Source organism: Endothiovibrio diazotrophicus (genome assembly GCF_054657215.1).
In genome coordinates, this window is the sequence record NZ_BAAHXB010000105.1 from 1 (window position 1) to 19840 (window position 19840).

General features: G+C 63.8%; 28 protein-coding genes. 2 read left to right on the forward strand and 26 right to left on the reverse strand.

The window, feature by feature from the left end; translation table 11 throughout:
- Window positions 1–763 precede the first annotated feature (763 nt).
- Both ACYQ2W_RS20220 and ACYQ2W_RS20225 read right to left on the reverse strand, forming a co-directional pair.
- Complete coding sequence (locus tag ACYQ2W_RS20220) at window positions 764–2071, reverse strand: methyl-accepting chemotaxis protein (RefSeq protein WP_459871346.1); 1308 nt, start codon at window positions 2069–2071, stop codon at window positions 764–766.
- A 124-nt stretch (window positions 2072–2195) separates the two neighbouring features.
- Window positions 2196–2525: a hypothetical protein gene (locus ACYQ2W_RS20225; protein WP_459871349.1), complete on the reverse strand. Its 330-nt coding sequence runs from the start codon at window positions 2523–2525 to the stop codon at window positions 2196–2198.
- Between the two features lie 934 nt (window positions 2526–3459).
- Here ACYQ2W_RS20225 and soxB point away from each other — a divergent pair.
- Window positions 3460–5175, forward strand: coding sequence for a thiosulfohydrolase SoxB (gene soxB / locus ACYQ2W_RS20230; protein WP_459871351.1), 1716 nt, complete (start codon window positions 3460–3462; stop codon window positions 5173–5175).
- A 640-nt stretch (window positions 5176–5815) separates the two neighbouring features.
- Here the strand turns inward: soxB and ACYQ2W_RS20235 are convergent.
- From ACYQ2W_RS20235 to ACYQ2W_RS20350, 24 genes are all read right to left on the reverse strand, one after another.
- Window positions 5816–5911, reverse strand: a complete 96-nt coding sequence (locus tag ACYQ2W_RS20235) for a DUF6471 domain-containing protein (RefSeq protein WP_459871419.1) — start codon at window positions 5909–5911, stop codon at window positions 5816–5818.
- A gap of 1229 nt (window positions 5912–7140) precedes the next feature.
- Entirely contained in the window at window positions 7141–7941 is an 801-nt protein-coding gene (locus ACYQ2W_RS20240; protein ID WP_459871354.1) for an adenine nucleotide alpha hydrolase family protein, read from the reverse strand.
- Window positions 7941–8639, reverse strand: coding sequence for a DNA cytosine methyltransferase (locus ACYQ2W_RS20245; protein WP_459871356.1), 699 nt, complete (start codon window positions 8637–8639; stop codon window positions 7941–7943). The genes ACYQ2W_RS20240 and ACYQ2W_RS20245 overlap by 1 nt, the downstream gene beginning before the upstream one ends.
- A complete protein-coding gene (locus tag ACYQ2W_RS20250) occupies window positions 8572–8952 on the reverse strand; it encodes a hypothetical protein (RefSeq protein WP_459871358.1) in 381 nt (126 codons plus the stop codon). Before ACYQ2W_RS20250 ends, ACYQ2W_RS20245 begins: the two co-directional genes overlap by 68 nt.
- Complete coding sequence (locus ACYQ2W_RS20255) at window positions 8949–9446, reverse strand: hypothetical protein (RefSeq protein WP_459871361.1); 498 nt, start codon at window positions 9444–9446, stop codon at window positions 8949–8951. The genes ACYQ2W_RS20250 and ACYQ2W_RS20255 overlap by 4 nt, the downstream gene beginning before the upstream one ends.
- Window positions 9447–9451: 5 nt before the next feature.
- On the reverse strand, window positions 9452–9676 hold the full coding sequence (locus ACYQ2W_RS20260; protein ID WP_459871363.1) for a hypothetical protein: 225 nt from the start codon (window positions 9674–9676) through the stop codon (window positions 9452–9454).
- Window positions 9677–9820: 144 nt separating this feature from the next.
- The gene (locus ACYQ2W_RS20265) at window positions 9821–10726 is read right to left on the reverse strand and encodes a recombination-associated protein RdgC (protein WP_459871366.1); all 906 of its coding nucleotides are present in this window, start codon (window positions 10724–10726) and stop codon (window positions 9821–9823) included.
- Window positions 10723–11079 carry a hypothetical protein gene (locus ACYQ2W_RS20270; protein ID WP_459871368.1) on the reverse strand — a complete coding sequence of 119 codons (357 nt, stop codon included), beginning with the start codon at window positions 11077–11079 and terminating at the stop codon, window positions 10723–10725. The genes ACYQ2W_RS20265 and ACYQ2W_RS20270 overlap by 4 nt, the downstream gene beginning before the upstream one ends.
- A gap of 15 nt (window positions 11080–11094) precedes the next feature.
- On the reverse strand, window positions 11095–11358 hold the full coding sequence (locus ACYQ2W_RS20275) for a hypothetical protein (RefSeq protein WP_459871371.1): 264 nt from the start codon (window positions 11356–11358) through the stop codon (window positions 11095–11097).
- Entirely contained in the window at window positions 11355–11609 is a 255-nt protein-coding gene (locus tag ACYQ2W_RS20280; RefSeq protein WP_459871373.1) for a helix-turn-helix domain-containing protein, read from the reverse strand. The genes ACYQ2W_RS20275 and ACYQ2W_RS20280 overlap by 4 nt, the downstream gene beginning before the upstream one ends.
- Complete coding sequence (locus ACYQ2W_RS20285) at window positions 11599–12060, reverse strand: hypothetical protein (protein ID WP_459871376.1); 462 nt, start codon at window positions 12058–12060, stop codon at window positions 11599–11601. The genes ACYQ2W_RS20280 and ACYQ2W_RS20285 overlap by 11 nt, the downstream gene beginning before the upstream one ends.
- A 10-nt stretch (window positions 12061–12070) precedes the next feature.
- Window positions 12071–12316 carry a hypothetical protein gene (locus ACYQ2W_RS20290; protein WP_459871379.1) on the reverse strand — a complete coding sequence of 82 codons (246 nt, stop codon included), beginning with the start codon at window positions 12314–12316 and terminating at the stop codon, window positions 12071–12073.
- 11 nt (window positions 12317–12327) lie between these two features.
- Window positions 12328–13299 carry an AAA family ATPase gene (locus tag ACYQ2W_RS20295; RefSeq protein WP_459871382.1) on the reverse strand — a complete coding sequence of 324 codons (972 nt, stop codon included), beginning with the start codon at window positions 13297–13299 and terminating at the stop codon, window positions 12328–12330.
- Complete coding sequence (locus tag ACYQ2W_RS20300; protein ID WP_459871385.1) at window positions 13296–14927, reverse strand: hypothetical protein; 1632 nt, start codon at window positions 14925–14927, stop codon at window positions 13296–13298. Before ACYQ2W_RS20300 ends, ACYQ2W_RS20295 begins: the two co-directional genes overlap by 4 nt.
- Window positions 14928–14929: 2 nt before the next feature.
- A complete protein-coding gene (locus tag ACYQ2W_RS20305; RefSeq protein ID WP_459871388.1) occupies window positions 14930–15757 on the reverse strand; it encodes a hypothetical protein in 828 nt (275 codons plus the stop codon).
- Window positions 15757–16467, reverse strand: coding sequence for a hypothetical protein (locus tag ACYQ2W_RS20310; protein WP_459871391.1), 711 nt, complete (start codon window positions 16465–16467; stop codon window positions 15757–15759). The genes ACYQ2W_RS20305 and ACYQ2W_RS20310 overlap by 1 nt, the downstream gene beginning before the upstream one ends.
- Window positions 16464–16757, reverse strand: coding sequence for a hypothetical protein (locus tag ACYQ2W_RS20315; protein ID WP_459871394.1), 294 nt, complete (start codon window positions 16755–16757; stop codon window positions 16464–16466). Before ACYQ2W_RS20315 ends, ACYQ2W_RS20310 begins: the two co-directional genes overlap by 4 nt.
- Before the next feature lie 4 nt (window positions 16758–16761).
- Entirely contained in the window at window positions 16762–17037 is a 276-nt protein-coding gene (locus tag ACYQ2W_RS20320) for an HU family DNA-binding protein (RefSeq protein ID WP_459871396.1), read from the reverse strand.
- Complete coding sequence (locus ACYQ2W_RS20325; RefSeq protein ID WP_459871399.1) at window positions 17037–17708, reverse strand: DUF3164 family protein; 672 nt, start codon at window positions 17706–17708, stop codon at window positions 17037–17039. Before ACYQ2W_RS20325 ends, ACYQ2W_RS20320 begins: the two co-directional genes overlap by 1 nt.
- A gap of 12 nt (window positions 17709–17720) precedes the next feature.
- Complete coding sequence (locus ACYQ2W_RS20330; protein WP_459871402.1) at window positions 17721–18020, reverse strand: hypothetical protein; 300 nt, start codon at window positions 18018–18020, stop codon at window positions 17721–17723.
- Window positions 18017–18247 (reverse strand): hypothetical protein, encoded by a 231-nt coding sequence (locus tag ACYQ2W_RS20335; protein ID WP_459871404.1) that lies wholly within the window; start codon window positions 18245–18247, stop codon window positions 18017–18019. The genes ACYQ2W_RS20330 and ACYQ2W_RS20335 overlap by 4 nt, the downstream gene beginning before the upstream one ends.
- Window positions 18244–18483: a hypothetical protein gene (locus ACYQ2W_RS20340; RefSeq protein ID WP_459871407.1), complete on the reverse strand. Its 240-nt coding sequence runs from the start codon at window positions 18481–18483 to the stop codon at window positions 18244–18246. The genes ACYQ2W_RS20335 and ACYQ2W_RS20340 overlap by 4 nt, the downstream gene beginning before the upstream one ends.
- A gap of 4 nt (window positions 18484–18487) precedes the next feature.
- Window positions 18488–18817 carry a hypothetical protein gene (locus tag ACYQ2W_RS20345; RefSeq protein ID WP_459871410.1) on the reverse strand — a complete coding sequence of 110 codons (330 nt, stop codon included), beginning with the start codon at window positions 18815–18817 and terminating at the stop codon, window positions 18488–18490.
- Window positions 18818–18848: 31 nt separating this feature from the next.
- Window positions 18849–19106: a helix-turn-helix domain-containing protein gene (locus ACYQ2W_RS20350; protein ID WP_459871413.1), complete on the reverse strand. Its 258-nt coding sequence runs from the start codon at window positions 19104–19106 to the stop codon at window positions 18849–18851.
- A gap of 120 nt (window positions 19107–19226) precedes the next feature.
- Here ACYQ2W_RS20350 and ACYQ2W_RS20355 point away from each other — a divergent pair, with 120 nt between their 5' ends.
- Window positions 19227–19748, forward strand: coding sequence for a helix-turn-helix domain-containing protein (locus ACYQ2W_RS20355; RefSeq protein ID WP_459871416.1), 522 nt, complete (start codon window positions 19227–19229; stop codon window positions 19746–19748).
- Window positions 19749–19840: the final 92 nt, after the last annotated feature.

A 19840-nucleotide genomic window follows, 5' to 3' on the forward strand; every position in this document is an offset into this window, starting at 1 on the left:
AGGACCACGTCATCTAGCAGCTTAACCCGCCGAGTAGGCAGCCCCACCGCCTAAAAGCTGAACTTTTCCGCTGTAGTGCGGTATTCAATACCCATGGACAAGCGGGGATATACGCTACCCAACGCCTCACCGCCGGCACTTTCCGAGGTGGTCGTCAGGCCGATTCGTGCCGACGAGCGCGATCGTTGGGACGCGCTGATGCGCCGCTACCACTACCTCGGTTTCAATCGCACCGCCGGTCGCGCGCTTCGCCATATCGCCGAGTATCACGGCCATCCACTGCCAGGATTAGTGGGATACCCATCGCGCATTGGCAGGACACCCATCGCAACGCCCCCCCGCTCGGCGGCTGCGTCTACCGCTGGGCGTCGGCGCCGCTGCGGCGGGAGTTCTGGCGCGAGAGGTGGTTGGGAGAGGGGATTGGAAGGGGGGGCGGGAGGACTGACGCTTTTTTGAGCAGTTTTACCGAAGGCTCGTAGCGGGGAGTTACCTTGGGTGTCCCGCTAATCGGCGGCGCTTTCACCTGAGTCTGCGCGGCGTGACCAGGCCGGGAACGTCTGGCTGTGCGACGTGGTTCCTGCGCCGATTCGGCGTCTGACTCCGGCACCACAGCGGCCCTGATCTGCTGCTTCGTCGCCCGCTCGCCTGGCCCGTCGCCCGACCAAAGCGATACGGCACAACTGCTGAGAAAGCCGGTTGTGCCGCTGCTCCGGGCGTAGCGACGTCTGTCGCTCCCCGCTTTAGGAAAGGCGGAAGCCAGGTGCTATCCCGACACCCGGTTACGTGCATCGCCTATCGCGGTCAGCATCCGGCCGTTCAGGTCCGTCACTTCGCCGGATGCCGTGGATACCTCCGTCGCATTGCGCGCGATATCCTGCACGGCGGCGGTCTGCTGCGTGACGGCGGTTGCGACGGACTGCATGGCGACCTGGACGTTGCGTACCTGTTCCCCCGCGGTGACGACGCGACCGGCAAAGGCCGTGATCAGATCCACGTTGCCGCTGATCTGTTTGTTGATCTCGGTGATGTTGGTCGATATCTCGAGCGTGGCTGCTTGGGTATCCTGGGCGAGCGTCTTGACTTCCCCGGCAACGACTGCGAACCCTCGTCCGGATTCGCCGGCGCGCGCCGCCTCGATGCTCGCGTTGAGTGCCAACAGGTTCGTTTGCTCGGCAATACCACCGATGACCTTGCTGATCTCTTCGATCTGGCTGCCGATGGCCTGCAATCTCAGGACCGATTGCCCGGCAAACGCTGCCTCCTCTCCCAGCTTCTGGGTAAGCGCCTCGACTTCACCGGCCACCCTCGCAGCCTCTTCGGCAGAGCGATTGATATCGCCGATCGATGCCGAGACCTCTTCCGCTGCGACGGCCACCATCTGAATTTTGGTTGCGACCGCCGACGTGGCTTCGGAGCTTTGGCTCGAAAGACCGGTGACCTTGTCTACCGCGTTGAAGAGTTGGTATTTGACCTCTTCGTTCGGGTCGACCCATTCGATGACGTACGCAGGCTCCCCGTCGAGGTCGGTGATCGTTTTCGTGTACACGCGGAAGTGGCTCAGGCCGGCTCCGAAATCCTGTTCGAACTTCGTTTCCGGCTTGCCCGCCGACAGGCATTCGCGCCCGCAGTCCTTGGTCTTGCAGATGTTGGCACCCCAGCCGTGGCAACTTTTGTCGAGAAACTCGGACAATGGCTTGTTGAAGGCGCTTCGAACCGGGTCGTTGACATACAGCCAGCGCCACTCCTTGTCGTTCGAGTTGCCGATCGCCGTCACGGAACACGGTTGTTCACAGGAATCGATGATGCCCATGAAGAACTGCTCGCGTTCCGCCGCCACCTTGCGGATCTCTTCCACTCGTTTCCTGCTCGCACTCAGGAACTTCGCGACGAAAAGCATGACAGGCAGGAGAACGGCCGGCGTTAGCAGGCTGGCCCAGCCGATAAACGGGGCCGCGGCGAGCGAAACCACGGCGATTGCGGCGAAGCTCTGCCAGACGCGACGGGAAAACAGCTCGATTTGCCTGATCGTGTTCTGCACGACCGCCGGCATACTGTCGTGGTCAACAAACATTCTAATCCCTCGATGCTGGGGCACTGCCGATCCGTCTGGAGGGCGCCATCGCTGTGATATAGGTAGCGGCAGTGCGATTTGCGATTTTGGCTCGACAACTGACGAGAATAGGCGGCTGTACTATTTACAACAAATCCCACTTTCTCGGTGAGCCTACCTTCGGATAGAACTCCTCATCCGCCACGGCGATCGGTTGCAGATCTCGCCACTCGAAGATATCGATGATCCGGGTGGTGCCGTCGGTGAACTCCACCAGCAGCTTGTCGATGTCCGCGGTGAGGACGAGGATGTAACGGCCGTGGAGGTCGCGGTAGATGCTCCCCTCCTCGGGCTCCCACTCCACCGGTTGTGGATCGGTGGGGAAGGGCAGTGGGGAATGCCGACGGTTTCCGGGGTGGTCGGTGAGGGGGACGGCAAAGGGGGGCAATGGAGAGATTCGGCTGAATGGGTTCATGGCCCCTCCGGGTCGATCCTATTCGTTGTTTGTCCGCCGGCGGCGGTTCGAATCCCTCCGGTCATGTTCCATGTTAGAGAAGATTAGAGCAGCGGGCAGGGGAGGGTAATCGGGGCAAATACCCTTCGCCCATGTGTATGTTCCGTAGGGGAAGACGCAAATTGCGCAGCGGCCACGGGGACCTGATTCATCATTGCGTAGGGTAGAATGGCCCGCCCGCGAAACACCTGGACCGGTCTCCGTCGTGTCTCCTTATCTCGTCGACTCCCATCGCCACCTCGAAAGGCTGGGAGATCGCCGGTAACCGAGCCGTTGGCAAGTCGCGCGGAGTGTGCGGGCTGCGCCACCAATCCCTTGAAGGGACTCTCGAAGTTTGTGGCGATGGAGCTGGACGATCTTCTCCTCGATGGTGTGGCCGGTCACCAGGCGGTAGACGGTGAGCGGGTGGAGCCGGCCGCTCCGGTTGGCCGCGCAGTCTGGGCGTGGTGCGCCTCGTACCTCGGCACACCCTGCGGTCGCTCACACATCCGCGTGGTTTCACGGTAACCGATGGACCGCCGCGGAAGCGGGAGGTGGCGGCTCCGATTTTCCGAAAAATCCTCGTCGATGGACAATGGACTGATTCGGCGACGATTTTGTACGGGTGTTAGGGAAAACCCCGGCGGAGATAGAAAGCCCTCCCAATTTTTTTCTTCTCTTTGTTGAGTAGAATCGTCATCAACCCCCAAGGCGTTCTTACCCTCGCGCCCGATGGGGTCACGGTGGTCGTGAAGGCGGTCCGCCGGGTGTTTCTCCTTTGTGGTGAGTCCGGTAGCGGGGTCGACACCTTTGTCGACCCCCTCTTTTTGTCCCGGGGGGCCGCCGGGCGCGGCGCGCCTTCTACCGGAAATAAAATAAACTTCCCCTTTTGGATGGATGTTGGAGAGTCGTACCCATGAGCATTTCCCGTCGTGAATTCCTGCAGATGCTGGCCGCCGCGGGCGCCGCCGGCTTCGCCCTCCCCGGTGTGGCCTCCGCCGCCGCCAAGTCCGACCCCTACGAACTGGCCCCCTTCGGCAACGTCAGCCTGCTCCACTACACCGACTGCCACGCCCAGTTGCTGCCGGTGTGGTTCCGCGAACCCAACATCAACCTCGGCGTCGCCGGCATGCGCGGCAACGCCCCCCATCTGGTGGGCGAGAAATTCCTCGCCAAGTACGGCATCCGCCCCGGCACCCGCGAGGCCCACGCCTTCACCTACCTCGACTTCACCGCCGCGGCGAAGAAGTACGGCAAGGTGGGCGGCTTCGCCCACCTCTCCACCCTGGTCAAGCGCCTCAAGGCGAGCCGCCCCGGCTCCCTGCTGCTCGATGGCGGCGACACCTGGCAGGGTTCCGCCACCGCCCTGTGGACCAACGCCCAGGACATGGTCGACGCGCAGAAGCTGCTCAGCGTCGATGTCATGACCCCCCACTGGGAGATGACCTACGGCGCCGATCGGGTGCGCGAGATCATCGACAACGACTTCGCCGGAAAACTCGATTTCGTCGCCCAGAACGTCTTCGACCGCGAGTGGGGCGAGCGGGTGTTCAAGCCCTACGTGATCCGCGAGATCAACAACGTGCCGGTGGCGATCATCGGTCAGGCCTTCCCCTACACCCCGATCGCCAACCCCAAGCACATGATCCCCGACTGGAGCTTCGGCATCCGCGACGAGGAGATGCAGCAGGCGGTCGATGAGGCCCGCGGCGCGGGAGCCAAGGTGGTGGTGGTGCTCTCCCACAACGGCATGGACGTGGACCTCAAGATGGCCACCCGCGTCTCCGGCGTCGACGCCATCCTCGGCGGCCACACCCACGACGCGGTGCCCGAGGCGGTGCCGGTGAAGAACGCCGGCGGCACGACGCTTGTGATCAACTCCGGCTCCAACGGCAAGTTCCTCTCGGTGCTCGATTTCGACGTGAAGAACGGCAAGGTGAGCGACTTCCGCTACAAGCTGCTGCCGGTGTTCGCCGACCTGCTGCCCGCCGACCCGACCATGGCCGCGCATATCGACGCGGTGCGCAAGCCCTACCTCGACAAGCTCAACGAGGAGCTGGCGGTCTCCGACGACCTGCTCTACCGCCGCGGCAACTTCAACGGTACCTTCGACCAGCTCATCTGCGACGCGCTGATGGAGGTCAACGACGCCCAGATCGCCTTCTCCCCCGGCTTCCGCTGGGGCGTCTCGGTGCTCCCCGGCGAGCCGATCACCTTCGACCAGGTGATGACCCAGACCGCCATTACCTACCCCACGGTGACCGTCAACCAGTTCACCGGCGAGATGATCAAGACTATCCTCGAGGACGTCGCCGACAACATCTTCAACGAGGACCCCTACTACCAGCAGGGCGGCGACATGGTGCGCGTCGGCGGCCTCAAGTACGCCATCGATCCCACGCAGAAGATCGGCAGCCGGATCACCGCCATGGAGCTGAAGGGCAAGCCGATCGACCCGGCCAAGAAGTACTCGGTGGCCGGTTGGGCGAGTGTCTCCAAGCCGCTGGAGGGGAATCCGGTGTGGGAGCAGGTGGCCGAATACCTGCGGGCGAAGAAGACCGTCCAGGTGAAGGAGCTCAACACCCCCGCGATCAAGGGGGCGAAGGGCAACCCCGGCTACGCCGAACTCTGATATTCCACCTCGCGCGACGAGGCTTTTCCCGATGGCCCGCCCGGTTTTTGCCGGGCGGGTATTTTTTTGCCTGGGGTGCGGTATGACGACGCCGACCGCGAACGGTACGATGGACCGCGGTCGCAACCGGACTTCCTGTCCGACGTGGCGGTTGAATCGAATAGCCCCTGCAATCGCTTCATCATGTGAGGCGATTGGTTGACGAAATGACTCAATGGATCTGGCCACCGCCCGACTGGCCCGTCTTCCGTCGGCAGTCGGAGCGCCTGCCCCCCCTCGCTCGCGCCCGGTTGGCCCGGTGCCGAGCGGCAAAGGGGGGCGGAGCAGTGCCTACGAGATGCCGAGGGACACGTTGTCACCGTGAGGTGCGGGTGTTGAGTGCGGAGCTGGGCTGTGCCGAATGGGGCAGCGGAGTGATCGTTCGCGAAGGTGGTTTGCACGGGCGGTGATTTTCAACACGAAGGGCACGAAGAGGAAAACCGCCTATTGGGCGCATCCAGGCGGTAGGCGTTTTCGGTTGCCTCGGCCTCACCTGTAGGAGCGGCCCCAAGGCCGCGATGCCGCCCTTCCCGAATCTCCCGCCAGGGTGTTTGGCATCCCCTCAACAATCCACCAGCAACCGGCACCGCAAAGCGCCGCGCTACCGTTCGAGCCGCACCGTATCCACGCCGAGGGCCTTCATGCACTGGAGGAAGAAAAAGAAGGAGAAGGCGCCGCGGTTGATCTTGTTGGCGATGGATTACCCGAGAATTAAGAAAGATTAATCGGGGAGAATGCGAGAAATAGGGGGGACCGAATTAGACGTTAATGGGACGGGGGGTGGACAGTCAAACGGGATTTGACTCAATCAAACACGGCGGGGTGGGCACTCAGGGGGGAGGCTGGTGGGATCGGTGACTCGGTAGCCCCGGCCACGGAGGGTGGCGAGGGCTTCTCGGTAGGCTGGGCTGCGGTGAGCGGCGCCAGCCTTTTTTGTGGGCGAGTCTTGGGCGGAGGTTGGGTTGGGGGCGGTGGCCGTGAGGGGCGTGGGGATGCAGAGGCTGGCGGGGGCTTGGGCTTCGGCTTCGGCGCGGGTGAGGCCGCCGTCGATCTCCATCACGGCAGTCTTCTCCGCCAGGGCTTCTTCGAGGTCGGCGGAGTTCATGGTGTCGCCAATCCAGGAAAAACCGGGGAAAAAGGCTCGTAGAGCGCGTGGTGGCCGGCCGGTGAGGGGGTTGGTCGGGGGCGGTGGCGAAAGGCGCGTGTGGGGCCGCTCAGGGGCGCGCAGAGGGTGTTGCCGTTGGGACGGTGGCTTCCGCTGGCGGTCGGTGCGGGGGTCGACGCTGAGCGGGCCTCTTCCGGGGCGGCGGGCGTTGACCGCATCATTATATATAGGTCTCTATACAGGAAAAAACCGGGGAAAAAGGCCCGTAGAGCGCGTGGGTGCCCGCCGGTGACGGGGTTGGTCGGGGGCGGCGGCGAAAGGCGCGTGTGGGGCCGCTCAGGGGCGCGCAGGGGGTGTTGCCGATGGGACGGTGGCTTCCGCTGGCGGTCGGTGTGGGGGTCGACGCTGGGCGGGCCTCTTCCGGCGCGGCGGCGGGCGTTGACCGCATCATTATATATAGGTCTCTATACAGGAAAAAACCGGGGAAAAAGGCCTGTAGAGCGCGTGGATGCCCGCCGGTGACGGGGTTGGGCGGGGGCGGCGGCGAAAGGCGCGTGTGGGGCCGCTCAGGGGCGTACAGGGGGCGTTGCCGCTGGGACGGTGGCTTCCGCTGGCGGTCGGTGTGGGGGTCGACGCTGGGCGGGCCTCTTCAGGGGCGGCGGTGGGCGTTGACCGCATCATTATATATAGGTCTCTATACAGGAAAAAAACCGGGGAAAAAGGCCCGTAGAGCGCGTGGATGCCCGCCGGTGACGGGGTTGGTCGGGGGTGGCGGCGAAAGGCGCGTGTGGGGCCGCTCAGGGGCGTACAGAGGCAAGGCGTCATAGTCCGCACACTCCACCGCACTCGTCGTCCCACAGGGAGCCTATTCCAGCGTCTTTTGGGGTCAGTATGACCTTGTCCAATGGCTGCATGGTCCTGTGGAGGCTGGCGATGGAATGCAGTCCTTTGACGCCTTGATGCAACTGGTGGTCGATATCGACAGTATCCTGCCAGTCGGCAGGATCGTTATCGCGTAACGATGCCCATTCGTCATCCGATCGGTTCGGACAAAAGGTGCATGCGCTCCTGGGCGGTCTCGGGTAACCCTTGGATTTGAGCCAAGCCAGACAATCCGCCCGCGACCACTTTAGCTCCAGCAGCGGGAACCGAGCGGTAAGCCAGCGTTCCCGCGGCAGCTTGGCACGCTGAATCTCGTCTGTGCTGATACCGATCCACTGTTCTACGACCGGTGTCGATGGAGAACGCTGACCAGGAGCAAGGCCGGCTAAGCGCCGCTGCTCCTTGCGGATCGGATCGATCTTGTAGTCACCGGTGCATTGCCGCCGAATTCTGCCTATTCCTCCATCGCGGCCAGGAACGAATAGCGGAGGCCGACCGTATGCGTCATCTTCTCCTTGGATCGCTCGCTGCAGCTCCAGCTTGAGATCCCCGGCAGAAACGGTTTGCACGTAGAAATCAAGGCGCTGATCGAGCCACTCTCGCCATCGGTAGACGCTCTCTGGTTCGGCGTGGGTATCGGCGAATATCGCGTAGTCCGGCCGTTCTATTTCGCCGTGCATGGCGAGCAGCGCAATGGTGGAGCTTTGCACGCCATAGCCGAGAGACAGGGTGGTCAGCATTACAGCGGGCCTCCTAAGAGCAGCCAGGCGAGGGCGGCTTGGAGGGGGACTTGGCCGTTGCCGAGGGCTTTGACGGCGCCTTGAACCACGTCAGGGGCCATCCCATGTACCAGGCGGCCCACAGGTGGTTCAGCTTCAAACCACGTCGCTGCTCTGGAGGGATGGCTTTGCCAAGGGTCCACAGCAGCGGCTCCCCCGCTTTGGGGGCGCGGCCCGGCATCGGCTGGGAGCCGGCTACCGTGCGGGCGTCCCTGGCGATCAGGGTGGGCAGGCGCCTCAAGGCGGTGATCAGGCCATCCCCGGAGGTGGGGCTGGCTCCTTTCCTGTTCCAGTTGCCGCAGACCGTCAGCGTTGGCAGCCAGGCACCACCAGCGGGTGCGTTCGTGCCAAGCGCCGACGTCAGACGCGGCAAGGGTTCCGTCTCGCCAGGCGTATCCACGCGAAACAAGTTCACGCAGGATCGTGGTTCGGCCGCGAGTGCGGATCCGGGGGCTGTTCTCGAGGAAAACAAATCGGGGGTGTAGGGCGTCGATGACTTGAACGCGAAATGGATTTCCCTGTCTTCCCTCCAGTTTTTCTCCAGGTCTTTCAGGCGGAAATATAGGTAGAGCTTGTTGATGATTTTTTTGTTCATTCCGCTTCCTCCACATCGAGCGTTTCCGCTGCTTCCTGCCATCCTCTCTTCCATTGAGCGGCATCGTCGGAGCCGGCGGGGTATGGGCAGTCGCTCAAGTCTTCATAGGCCCAATATGCGTCACGCCCTACCTCCACGGGATCCGGCTTCTGTACGTTGAACGGAAGTACTCCGAGCAGGTCAATCGCTACGGAGATGCCGATGCGGATGCCCTTGGCCAGCTCGCTTTGTCCTTCGATGTAGTGGGGGCCAAGCTGGATATCGGCGTCACTGTGGGCGAGGATCTGGCGTAGTTGGCCAATCCTGTTTTCGTGCCACTCCTGGAGCGCCTCAATAAACTCCCGTGCATCGCCTTCGACACAGAGTTGATCGTTCACTTGGCTACTCCTTTGGCGCTGATCATTTGGGTGATCAGCGGGGCCAAATTTTTCACCGCCCGCTCGCCGAACAGGAAGCCCAAGACGAGGAGGTTGATGATCCACAGGGCGCTCATGAGCCGCTGCTCATCGACCGCCCAGGCCCCGCTGAATACCTGCAGGTCCATGTAGAGGGTGGAGAGGCCCCAAACGGGGCGCTGGCAGCCTCTGACGAAGATCAGGATGGGACCGATTATCGGGATGGCGCGCAGGTCGCTGGCGGTGCCCTCGTATTGGGCGATTCGCTCATTGATGACACGCTCCGCTTCGGTGATGGCGGCGGCGGTGTTGCGCTCGCGTTCCATCGCCAGTTTCTCGAGCGCCAGCTTCAGATTGGATTTTTCCGTAGCGCTCATGGAGGGCGGAAGGTAGGTTTTGACCGCGTCGAGAACGGTGTCCGCGAGGCCGCCCGTGGCGACGTCGGCGATTTTGTTGATGGTGTCGAGGACGCCCATGTCGGTTACTCCTGTGGCGTGGATTGAGGGTTGCAGTTGGGGCACGGGATGCCGCGCTTCGCCTCGGTGATGGTCATGTCGAATTCCAGCCAGCCCGAACTCCATCCGCACTGCAGGCATTCGAATTCGATCACGTCTATGGCGGCAACCGAGACGTGAGCCATTACCCTTGGCTTTTTGCGTGGCGGGCGTGCGTGCTCGGTGTCGGCGAAGAGGTCGGGCTTAGGCATTGGCGTGCCTCTTGGATCGCGGCACTCTATTGGGCTTCATCGGGCGTAGCTTCCGATCGCAGCAGGCCATGCGTTCCTGAAGTTGAGCGTGTCGGCAGATCCGCTTGATCAGCGCGGGATTGGTGATTGCCGCTTTTTTGATATTCATGCCGAGAGGCCGCCGAACATGTCGGTGAGGGCGGGGATCAGTTCGGAGAACTCGCCCGTCATGATCGCCATGTCGGAGTCGAAGCGGTCGGCGTCGGTGTCGCAGTCGCCGCGCTCTTCGTGAACGATGTCGTGGTAGTGGATCCCCGTCAGGGCCAGGCGATGATCGACGGTGAAGCTGATCCGTTCGTCCCAGGTGAGTTCCAGCTTCGAGAAGCGCTTGCCGGCGGTGAGGAGGTCCCTCACCGCTTCGCTCGCGAGGTCATCGTTCTTGATGGTCACCTTGTCCCCGTCCGGACCCTGGAGGACGCCGTTGGTGCCGATCTGGAAGGGGTGGGTGTCGCGACCTCGGAGTACCCAATCGGTCATGACGATGGAGGGATCATCGTTGGTGGCCGGCGGCTTGATCGGCAGTCCGTGGAGGCAGCTGCGCAGCGTGCTGGTCAGGGCGTCCACCCGGCCGGCGGCGGTTTGGTCGATGACCAGCCATCCATTGATGAAGTCGAAGTAGGCGTAGGTGAGCTTGGAGCGGGGGTTGGCTCCGGGCATCATCGACTGGATCAGGTTGTCGCGGATGTCCGCTTTTTCACGGCGGTGGATCACCGCCCCCCTCTCCCGCTCCAGCTCGGCCACGCGCTTCTCAAGGGCCTCCTTGATCGCCCCTGCAGAGAGTTCGCGTTCCACGCTCTTCAGGCAGACCAGGTGGCGGTCGCCTTGGGTGTGCACCAGCTGGGCGCTGGTACGGCCCATGGGCGGCACCCAGAAGTGGTGGCGCATCTCGTGTTCGCCGAGGTCGCGTTCGGTCTGGAGCGCCAGCGCCTCTTCGAGGTGAGGGGCGAGCTTGTAGAACCGGTGAGGCAGATCTTGCGGGAGGGTGAAGAAGGTGAGTTTTTTGAACATCATGAGAGGGGTTCCTTGTTGGTGTTGGCGGGCAACACGTACCGCTCGTGCTCTTTGCTCCACACCGCGTCGATGTGCAGCCGGTTCAGGTTTTCGCGGGCTCCTGGCTCGCTTTTGTCGCATGGCACCCAGCCATAGCCGGTCACCATCTTCGCGTACCAGCCAAACTCTCGGCATTCAGCAATCCCTGGCCATTCTCCGGTCCAAGGCAGCCTTTTCTCCGGTTCGTTTTCGCAACCGCAGCTGATGTACTGCCCGCCGCATTCCGGGCATCGCTCTATGTCGCAGCCGTTCTTATGCTGCTCTCCAGGAGCGGCGCCACAATCCGGGCAGACGATGGGTGTCTTGAATATCATCAGTGGGGTTCCTTGTTAGGGCTCTTCAATTTCTTCGCGCTGTTCGACAACCTTGAATTTGATTCCCATGTCTTTGGCCTCCCCGTAACCTTCGATGAAGGTGCTCGGGTAGTCGGCTAGCCCGCGGGCGTGCATCTGCGCCAGGTGTTTGATGTGTTCGTCCACGTCTTCGAACGGGAACATGTAGCTGGAGAATTCGGCCAGGAACTCGGGCGTGAACTTCGTCTCGTCCACCGTCACTTCGATGACCTGAGTGACTTCAACTGTCTTGGTGATCACGCGGCGCCCTCCTCTTCGAAGGAGAAGAGTTTCCGCAGTCCGACCACGGTGGGACGGCGTTCGCCGATCTCCTCTTCGCCGACCTTCGAGCGGACGAAGGGGAGGTCTCCGCGGTCCATCATCCGTCGCAGGGTGCTCTGGCTCAGGCCGGTGATCCGCTCCGCTTCGGCCGGGCGGTAGCTGCCTTTGTGGGGGATCTCCAGCTCCTTCAGTTGGGCGGTGAACGGGTCTTCGATTGCGTTACTTTCCATGGCGGGTCACCCCCTTGAGTCCTTCGATGACACGCTCCGCCTCTTCCTTGGTGCGGATGCGCTTGATCTTGAGGTTCTTCTCGTGCCACAGCTCGAAGCCCCCCTCCTCCCGCCACGTCACCTGTTCCTTGAGACGGTCGATGGTCTTTCGCTGGGCGGGGCTGGCCATCACGGTCACGGCGCCGCTCGGTTGGCTCTGCGCGCCCCGCTTGGTGCGGTACGGCTTCTTCGGCACGGGAGCGCCATTCCGCGATAGGTAGGTGATCAGCTTGGTGGCCTCGTCGGAGAAGAGGCCGGTTTTGCTGTTCAGGCTCGAGGTCCGGCGACCGCTGAACTGCATCACCAAGTCGTGACGGGTGTCTTCGTCGATCTCCAACGTGCTGCAGGCGGCGATGATGCAGTTGCGTTGCTTGGCGGTGATGCGGGTGCGGCGCTTCTTCTTGACGGCCATGGCAGATGTCCTATCGAGTGAGCGATTCCGGATTGATCCATCGGCGATAGGCGGCCACCGCCTCCCTCGCCGCGTCGTCGCTGGCCGCTTCGGGGACGCCGGGGACCAGCCATGTGTCGTTGTCGCGAGCGAGGCGGGCAGTGCTCTCGATGGTGTCGACCAATTGGCGCAGACCGCCTTCGGCCACGGGGAGAGCCCCTTCGGGTACGGCGGGGCCGAAATGGATCTGGCCGCCTCGGTAGCAGTACGCATGCATGACGGGCCTCCTTACGCGACCTTCCGTGCCGGGTGGTTGCCTCCGCCCATCTTCTCCATCAGGAACTCGGTGATGCGGCGTTGGGTCTCGGGGTTGTCCCGCTCGCCGTTCAGGTGGCGGCTGAGGTCGGTGGTGCTGATCTTCAGCTCCGCGGCGGCGGCGGCTTGGGAGATGCCGGTGGAATCGAGCATCGCCCGGAGGCCTCCGCCGGTGGCGGTGGCGACGTCCACCAGGGTGACGGTGTCCCGGCCGCCGGCCATGGCGGCGGCGAGGCAGTGGTCCACCGCCTCTTGGAGATCGAGCCAGTTGCGCGCCTTGGGGGTCTCCGCCAGGGCGTGGATGGCATCCGGGTGGAAGACGTGGCCGGCGTGGCGCTCGATGTAGGTGGTGGCTTCGTCGGCGGTCAGGCCCTCCAGCAGCAGGGCGTCGGAGCGCTTGGCCACCTCCTCCATCGACGGCTTGTCGAAGGGGTTGGACTGGCCCACCAGGATGATGCTGAGGAGCTGGGATTGGCCCATCCAGGTGAGTTCGCGCAGGCGCTTGAGGGCGCGCAGCGTGCTGTGGTGCACCTTGTGGGCCTCTTCGATGACCAGCACCACCTTGGCCGTCTTGGCTGCGGTGCCGATGATGCGGCGGAGCTTGCGGTCGCGCACTTCGGCGCTGCGGCCCATGCTCTCGTCGGGGGCGAGGTCTTCGATGATCGCGGTGGCGATGTCGCCCATGTGGACCTTCTCCTTGTCCAACCGCTCGACGGTGACGACGTGGGCGTTGGCGGGGATGGCGGCATGCACGGCCCAGGTCTTTCCCGTGCCGCGGGCGCCGCAGATGGCGACCATGGCGTTGGTCTTCACCGCCTCGTCGATCAGGTCGCTGATGCGGGTGGCGTCGGCGGTCTCGTGACGGGCGTCGTGATCCTGCGGGTTGGCGGGGTAGGCGGCCACGCCGAAGGCGCGGCGGGTGAGCAGGCGAGAGGGGGTCTTCATCTTGCGGCACTCCTTTTGACGAGTTTGCTCATTTGCTGGGCCAGATCGCGGACGTGGTCCTTTTTCCGGCCGTGCTGTTCGATGGACTCGATTACCATCTGGTGATGGGTCTCGGTGAGGGGGGTGTTGTAGATCGCCATGAACGCGTTCATGGCACTGTCGATATCGGGATAGGTCCCGGCATCCAGGGGATCGGCGAGCGGTTCCGCGGGCCGGCTTGGGCGCTGGAATTTGGCGATGACGCGCAGCGCGGGAACTTCTTCGCCGTCCTCTCCGTAGGGCGCGTGGGTGATGCGGAGGTTGGCTCCGGCCGCCGCGGCCTTCTCCGCGCCGCTGGTGTGGTGGCCGCGAATCTCTCCATAGACGGGTGGCGTCCACCGCTGGGCTTCCCAGCGTTCACCGGTTTCGACGTCCTCAGCGATCACGCGAGATGCGTCGGTGAGCGAGCGGCGGAGCACCACCCAGCGGCTATGCACGTTGCCACGCAGGGCGTAGTACTCGTTGTTCCATTGGGCGATACCCGCCTGATCGACGAACCGACGCACCTCGGTGACCAGGGTTTCCATGGCGTTTTCCGGCAGCAGTTGGGCGCCCCCTTGTTGGTTGATGCTGCGCTGCCAGGCGTCTTTCTTCGACAGGTTGGGCTGGAAGCGGGCGGGCCGATCGTTCATCCGCACCAGGTAGTTGGTGAGGTGGCGGTTGAGTTCGGAGAGGCGGATTTCGAGGTTGGGGAACTCTTCCGACAGCATCAAAAAGTAGGTGGACTCAAACGAGCGCCACCGCTTGCCGTGGGTTCCTTCGACCCCGCCCATCCGCTCCTTCGCATAGGCCTTCCCCTTCTCCAGATCCAGCTCCAACCGCTTGAGCAGATCGACGGTGGCGCCGAGCTTGGTGACGGGGCCTTGGTCTGCCCACAGATGACTGGGCTTGCCGTGGTAGGGGATGCGCGGATCGTCCTTCGGGGCGAACGCCCACATGAGAAAGTCGATGGCGTCGAAGCCGTTTTCTCCCTTGGCCGCTACGTAGCGCGAGAGCTGGTAGCCGGAGTGCATCTCCCAAATGCCGTAGATGCAGACGCGCAGGCGTTCCTTGCTCAGGGGCTTGTTCTTGTAGACCTGGTGGACTCGCTTATTCAAGCGCAGCAGGTAGTCGCCATCGTCCAACTGGCGGAGCACCGAGAAGTACTCGGAGGTGGAGGCGTCGAACTGCACCGCCTCGTTGGCGTACTCGCTCCACATCCGGTTGACCTTGCGGGTGGTGTTGCGACCACCGAGCTTGCGGATGTAGCGGTTGAAGGTCGCCACGGGTACGTCTTGGGCCTCCTCGGGCAACAGGCCGGACTTCACGGCGCTCTCCAGGGCAATCCAGGTGGGAATCTTGTGCTTCGGCCCCTTGTTGATCAGCGGCGATAGCAGCGCGGCCCACTCCTCGTATTGGGGGTTGGGTGCTTCCCGCTCCCGCTTCGGGCCGCGGTGACCCTCTCCGTTGAGGCCGCGATAGACCGTGGCGACGGAGACGCCGAAGGTCCGAGCGGCGGCTTTGACGATGGAGGTCTTCGAGCCGTGCTTGGCCTTCGCGATCTCCGCCTTCACCGCGGCGATCGCTTCCTTGGAGAGGGAGGCGCCCATGGTTACTCCGCGGCGCCTCCGGCGAGGAAGGTGTCGAGGCGCTGGCCGGTGAGATGGGCGACGGAGGCGAGCTGGGCCTGCACTTGGGCGCGGGTGGTGTCGTCGGGGTTCGGCCCGGCGGCCTCCATCAACCGATCCATGGCGCTGGTCAGTTCGCGCAGCTTGTTACCTACGGCCTTCCACGCGATATCGAAGGTCTCGGGGGTCTCCGCCTTGAGCTGCGACAGGGCCGCATCGCGCTCCTGGATGGCCGCATCGCGCTCGGCGGTGATGGCCTTGGTTTCCTCCTTCACGACCTCTTCGAGCGGCTTCTGCAGGCGCTTGATCTCCTTCTTCAGGCCGGACACCGACAGGGTGTCCAGCTTGTCGATGGTGATCTCGTGACTACCCTCTTCGATCTGTGCCAGTTCCTCGTTGTCGAGGCCGTTGAAGAGGGTGACCGCCTTGGTGTAGTTGCCGTCGGCGAAGTGGCGGAGCTGGGGGAACTCGTTGCACTTGCGGAAGAAGAGCATGTGGATTCGCGCGTTCTCGATTGAGAACCCCCACAGGTCGGTTTGCAGGATCTGCATGAAGCGGCCGTGCTCGGTGTGCTCCTTCAGCTCGCACAGCCGACGGCCCACCTCGTAGTGGATGGCCACCCCTTGCTTGACCAGGGCCTGGAGTTCCACCACCAGCTCCCGCTCGGAGAGCATGGTGGCAACGTCCGCGCCCGACGGCAGGCTGGGCGTCATCTCCCCCTCGAGTGTCGCGGGGGTTGGCAGGTGGGTCACCTTGCTTTCCCCGACGCGGATGCCGCGCCGGCCGGAGCCCTTCTTGGTTTCGTTGCTCATTAGTGGTTCCTCAGCATCGCCACGATGTCGGTGATCTTGGAAAACAGCGATTTCGGCCGTACCGCATCCGCGAACCGCTCGGCGCGCAGCCGATAGCGCGCCTTGCCGGCCGGCTCGAGCCACCCCGCCTTCTCCAGGTTCCACAGTGCCCGAAAGACCTGATCCGCCGGCAGCCCCAGCGGCTCGGCCAGCTCCGTGGCCCCCAGTGCTGTCGTGGGGTGGATCAGGAACGCCTCCTGGATGGCGAAGCCGATTTGTAGATTGCGGCTGGTGTAGTCGGGGCCGGCCGAGGGCGGGGCCGGCTCCGGGTGGGTGGTCCGCTTGATCGCCTTCTTGAGCTGGGATACCGACAGGGCGTTCGCCCGCTCGATGGTGATCGCGTGCGTGCCCTGCTCGACCTGCGCCAGCTCCTCGTCGCCCAAGCCATTGAACAGGGTCAGCGCCTTGGTGTAGTTGTGCTCGGCGAAGGGGCGGAGCTGGGGGAACTCGTTGCACTTGCGGAAGAAGATCATGTGCTTGTTTGCGCTCTGATAGCTCATGCCCCACAGATCGGTTTTCAGGATCTGCATGAAGCGACCGTGCTCGGTGCACTCCTTCAGCTCGCACAGCCGGCCGCCCACCTCGTAGTGGATGGCGATCCCCTGCCGGATCAGGCGTTGCAGCGATTCGATCAGTGCGGATTCGCTCGGCGGTTTCAGGTGGGTGGTCATTGCGCGCCTCTCTCCAGGTAGGTTTGGGCCAGTTCCGCGATATCGCGGCGGAAGGTTTCGGCGTAGGTGGTCAGTCGGGGGGCCAGGCGGTAGCCGCGTTTTTCCATCTCCTCAATCCATCCGGCCCTGGCGAGGTTCCACAGCGTGCGGAATGCTTGGTCGCGGGAGATGCCGACGTGCTCCTGCACCTCCGTGATGGAAAATGGATACAGCGGGAATCGCCCGAAGAGGTCCAGTACGGCCAGGGCGGCTTGCTGGGAGTCGTTGGTGTAGTCCTTTTCCTCAGCCATGGCCCTACCCTCCGATCCAGGCGCGCTTCGGCGTGAACTTGCAGCCCGGCTTGGTGATGGAGGTCTCCATCTCGCCCGTCTGCTGGCTGCGGTAACGGCGCGCTCGGGGGGCGCGGTATTCGAAGGAGCCGATGTGGGGGATCGTCACCTTGTCGCCGGCCCGCACGCGCTCGCCGGAAATGTTGGAGGTGGCATCGAGCACGCGGTTCACCACGTCTTGGGGCAGCTCGGTGGCGGTGGCCACCAGGGCGATCAGGTCGGTGCCGTTGAGGGCGGCCATCAGGCATCCCCTCCCTCAACCGGCTTCTCTTCGATGATCTCCGCCAGATCCAGGTGGAGGGCGCGGTACTCGCCGGCCTCGTCGCGGCGCTCCAGCCGGACGAAGCGCTTGGAGGCGACGGTGGTGATGGACTCCTCGGCGGCGGCGATGGCGGCGCGGTAGAGGTCGTTGATCTCGCGGGCGTCGCCGGTGGTCTCGTCCCGCTTTTCGGTGGGGACGTGCTTGCGCAGTTCGGTGAGGATGCGGCGCACGCCCGACACCGAGATGTTGCCGCCTCGCCCCGGGGAGAAGGTGGATTCCGCCAGCCCCTTGAGCACGGCGGGGACATTGCCCCCGTGGCGGCGGATGGCCTCGTCGAGCTTCTTCTTCGCCACGTCCGCCTGGTGGCCCGCCACCTCCCGGTAGTTGGTGCGAACGGTCATCTTCAAGCCGCGGCCGCGGGTGTAGAGGGTGACGTCGCCGCTCTCGCCGCCGACGCGCTTGCCGTAGCGCTCGGAGGTGTTGGCCACCAGTTCGTCTACCTTCTGCATGGCGGCGTCGTAGAAGCGCTTGAGGGCGGCGTGGATGGGCTCGGCGGCGGCGAACGCGGTGGTCACCACGTCGTGCATCTCGTCGTCGATCTCCGCCATGGTGCCGTGGCGGTAGCCGGGGTTGGGGCGTTGGTTCGCCATGGGTCTTCTCCGTTAGATCGGTGAAAGGGAAAGGGTGCTCAGCTCGTCGATCACGGCGCCCACCTCTTCGCGGGTGAGGTCGATGCTCATGGAGCCGTTGTGGATGGTGAGCAGGGTGGGCTCCATCGTGTGGTGGAGGGCGTCGATGAAATACGGCGCCAGGAAGGTCTCGGCGGTATCGAGTGTTCCGTCGATCCCGGCTTGCAGGGTGGTGAGTAGTTCCGCGGCGGTGGAGGTGTCCATCATCAGATTGGTGCGGTCGATGCGAACCACGCAGCGGCTGCCGACGGTGTAGGCGGTGGTGGTGCTCATGCCGCGGCCCTCTGATCGTCGTAGCGCTGGATGGCGATGCGCTCCAGCAGCTCCAGCTCCTGCGTCGCATCGGGCCAATCCGCCCGGGCGGCGTTGGCGAGGAGGCGAGCGGAGTTCCAGGCGAACTGGTAGTGGTTATGGTCGAAGGGGCCGGCCCAGGCGGTGATCAGCTGTTCCGCGACGACGGGCGGCATGGCTTCGATGGCGGCGGCGAAGGGGGTGTTCATGCGGCGGCCTCCCCGGTGTGCTCGGCGGTCGCGGTCAGGAGTTCCTTCAGCGCACACGCCAACCGATCGGCGTCTTTGGCGTTCATGTAGAGGTTCACGGGACCGAAGGTCAGGCTGACGCTCTGCGGATTCCGATCAAAGACGGTGGCTTCGAGGAGGCAGCGGGAGGTGCCCATCTGGGCTAGGTCGGACGTCAGGTAGGTGATATGTCCGCGATTGGTGGTGGTGACCGCCATGGGGTTACTCCTCGACGTAGGTGAGCGCGGCGCTCAGCAGGCAGGCCGCTATACGGATGGCCTCTTCCGCACTGAAGTGTTCGACGCCCATCACCACCACGCCGTCTTCGGCGCGGTCGATGGTCAGCTCGTCGGCGCAGGCCTCCAGCTCGCTGGTCTGCATCCACTGGCGGTAGGCGCAGCGGGGATCGTGGCTGTCGGGGTCGGTGGTGGTGATCGGCGCCTCGGTGTCGAAGTGCTCGCAGGTGCAGAGCTGCTCGGCGGCCTGCTCGACGAGGGGGTCGACGATGCGGTAGATGGCGCCGACCAGCGGGGGGATGAGGGTGGAGTGCATGGGGTTGGCTCCTTATATATAGGTGTCGGGGTCAGGCGGCCTGTTCCGGCGAGCCCTTCATCTCGGACTCGGTGACCGTCGGGTGGAGACGCATGCCGAGATCCCGCGAGAGGTCGCGCAGGATGTTGTGGGTGGTCAGCCCGAAGGGGCGGGTGTCCGGGTTACCGACGTGGCGGTTGATGGCCTTGCGCACCGTGTTGACGTGGTAACCGTGCTTTTCGGCCCAATCCTTCACGGTCATCTGCCGGGCGAGCAGTTCGCTGTGGACGGTATTGGTGGTGGCGGTCATATCAGGATTCCTCTCGGGCTTGCAGTTCGGGACACTTGGGGCTAACGTGGGTTTAAGTGTCCCGTTTGAGTGTGATTCTATGCACTCAATTGGGTGTTGTCAAGAACAAGGGATACCCGAATGAGTGTCGCCGACCGTCTCAAGGCGGTAATGGAGCGGAAGTCGCTGTCGCTAAAGGATTTTGCGAAGGCGGCAGGATTGCCCTATCGCACCATGCAGAACTATGTGAACGGCGATCGTGAGCCGCGGGTGGGTGCGCTTGCGGATATCCATACCCATATGGGTGTGGACCTCAATTGGCTCGTCACCGGGGACGGGGCGATGTTTCGGGCCGCTGGCGATGCAGTCGGCGTAGCTGAGCCATCCGCCCCGCGATACGAGGCCGATGATCCAGGCTTGAGCCGGATCATCGGGTGGCTGCGGTCGTTTTGGGGCGGGGCTGGCCGTGCAGAGCGGACGTGGTTGACGGTCCAAATGGAGCGGACCTTCCCGGAGTTTCGGGATTACGACGGCGAAGAGGAAGGCTACGGGGAGATGGAGGTGGACGAAGACCTGGACATGGAGGAATTGCAGCTGCCGTGGGACGAAGAGGAAGAGGCCCCCGCCCCCGCCGTCCGTGGGATCAGGCGGCGGGCGGGATGACGGCCTGGATGGTGGCGATGTCGCTGCCGAGGCAGATCGTTTCGTCGTCTTCGCCGCCCCGCAGCAGGCGGATGCGGCGCAGGCGGGTGGTC

What these genes read in the sequence shown, in the direction of transcription:
- ACYQ2W_RS20270 (WP_459871368.1), bottom strand. Translation starts at nt 11,079, where the DNA reads ATGATATTCAAGACACCCATCGTCTGCCCGGATTGTGGCGCCGCTCCT.
- ACYQ2W_RS20290 (WP_459871379.1), bottom strand. Translation starts at nt 12,316, where the DNA reads ATGCATGCGTACTGCTACCGAGGCGGCCAGATCCATTTCGGCCCCGCC.
- ACYQ2W_RS20340 (WP_459871407.1), bottom strand. Translation starts at nt 18,483, where the DNA reads ATGGCGGTCACCACCACCAATCGCGGACATATCACCTACCTGACGTCC.
- ACYQ2W_RS20345 (WP_459871410.1), bottom strand. Translation starts at nt 18,817, where the DNA reads ATGCACTCCACCCTCATCCCCCCGCTGGTCGGCGCCATCTACCGCATC.
- ACYQ2W_RS20355 (WP_459871416.1), top strand. Translation starts at nt 19,227, where the DNA reads ATGAGTGTCGCCGACCGTCTCAAGGCGGTAATGGAGCGGAAGTCGCTG.
- ACYQ2W_RS20350 (WP_459871413.1), bottom strand. Translation starts at nt 19,106, where the DNA reads ATGACCGCCACCACCAATACCGTCCACAGCGAACTGCTCGCCCGGCAG.
- ACYQ2W_RS20320 (WP_459871396.1), bottom strand. Translation starts at nt 17,037, where the DNA reads ATGGCCGCCCTCAACGGCACCGACCTGATCGCCCTGGTGGCCACCGCC.
- ACYQ2W_RS20260 (WP_459871363.1), bottom strand. Translation starts at nt 9,676, where the DNA reads ATGCCTAAGCCCGACCTCTTCGCCGACACCGAGCACGCACGCCCGCCA.
- ACYQ2W_RS20315 (WP_459871394.1), bottom strand. Translation starts at nt 16,757, where the DNA reads ATGGCTGAGGAAAAGGACTACACCAACGACTCCCAGCAAGCCGCCCTG.
- ACYQ2W_RS20240 (WP_459871354.1), bottom strand. Translation starts at nt 7,941, where the DNA reads ATGCTGACCACCCTGTCTCTCGGCTATGGCGTGCAAAGCTCCACCATT.
- ACYQ2W_RS20245 (WP_459871356.1), bottom strand. Translation starts at nt 8,639, where the DNA reads ATGCCGCTCAATGGAAGAGAGGATGGCAGGAAGCAGCGGAAACGCTCG.
- ACYQ2W_RS20220 (WP_459871346.1), bottom strand. Translation starts at nt 2,071, where the DNA reads ATGTTTGTTGACCACGACAGTATGCCGGCGGTCGTGCAGAACACGATC.
- ACYQ2W_RS20325 (WP_459871399.1), bottom strand. Translation starts at nt 17,708, where the DNA reads ATGGCGAACCAACGCCCCAACCCCGGCTACCGCCACGGCACCATGGCG.
- ACYQ2W_RS20280 (WP_459871373.1), bottom strand. Translation starts at nt 11,609, where the DNA reads ATGGAAAGTAACGCAATCGAAGACCCGTTCACCGCCCAACTGAAGGAG.
- ACYQ2W_RS20225 (WP_459871349.1), bottom strand. Translation starts at nt 2,525, where the DNA reads ATGAACCCATTCAGCCGAATCTCTCCATTGCCCCCCTTTGCCGTCCCC.
- ACYQ2W_RS20295 (WP_459871382.1), bottom strand. Translation starts at nt 13,299, where the DNA reads ATGAAGACCCCCTCTCGCCTGCTCACCCGCCGCGCCTTCGGCGTGGCC.
- ACYQ2W_RS20285 (WP_459871376.1), bottom strand. Translation starts at nt 12,060, where the DNA reads ATGGCCGTCAAGAAGAAGCGCCGCACCCGCATCACCGCCAAGCAACGC.
- ACYQ2W_RS20255 (WP_459871361.1), bottom strand. Translation starts at nt 9,446, where the DNA reads ATGGGCGTCCTCGACACCATCAACAAAATCGCCGACGTCGCCACGGGC.
- ACYQ2W_RS20265 (WP_459871366.1), bottom strand. Translation starts at nt 10,726, where the DNA reads ATGATGTTCAAAAAACTCACCTTCTTCACCCTCCCGCAAGATCTGCCT.
- ACYQ2W_RS20335 (WP_459871404.1), bottom strand. Translation starts at nt 18,247, where the DNA reads ATGAACACCCCCTTCGCCGCCGCCATCGAAGCCATGCCGCCCGTCGTC.
- soxB (WP_459871351.1), top strand. Translation starts at nt 3,460, where the DNA reads ATGAGCATTTCCCGTCGTGAATTCCTGCAGATGCTGGCCGCCGCGGGC.
- ACYQ2W_RS20300 (WP_459871385.1), bottom strand. Translation starts at nt 14,927, where the DNA reads ATGGGCGCCTCCCTCTCCAAGGAAGCGATCGCCGCGGTGAAGGCGGAG.
- ACYQ2W_RS20310 (WP_459871391.1), bottom strand. Translation starts at nt 16,467, where the DNA reads ATGACCACCCACCTGAAACCGCCGAGCGAATCCGCACTGATCGAATCG.
- ACYQ2W_RS20305 (WP_459871388.1), bottom strand. Translation starts at nt 15,757, where the DNA reads ATGAGCAACGAAACCAAGAAGGGCTCCGGCCGGCGCGGCATCCGCGTC.
- ACYQ2W_RS20330 (WP_459871402.1), bottom strand. Translation starts at nt 18,020, where the DNA reads ATGAGCACCACCACCGCCTACACCGTCGGCAGCCGCTGCGTGGTTCGC.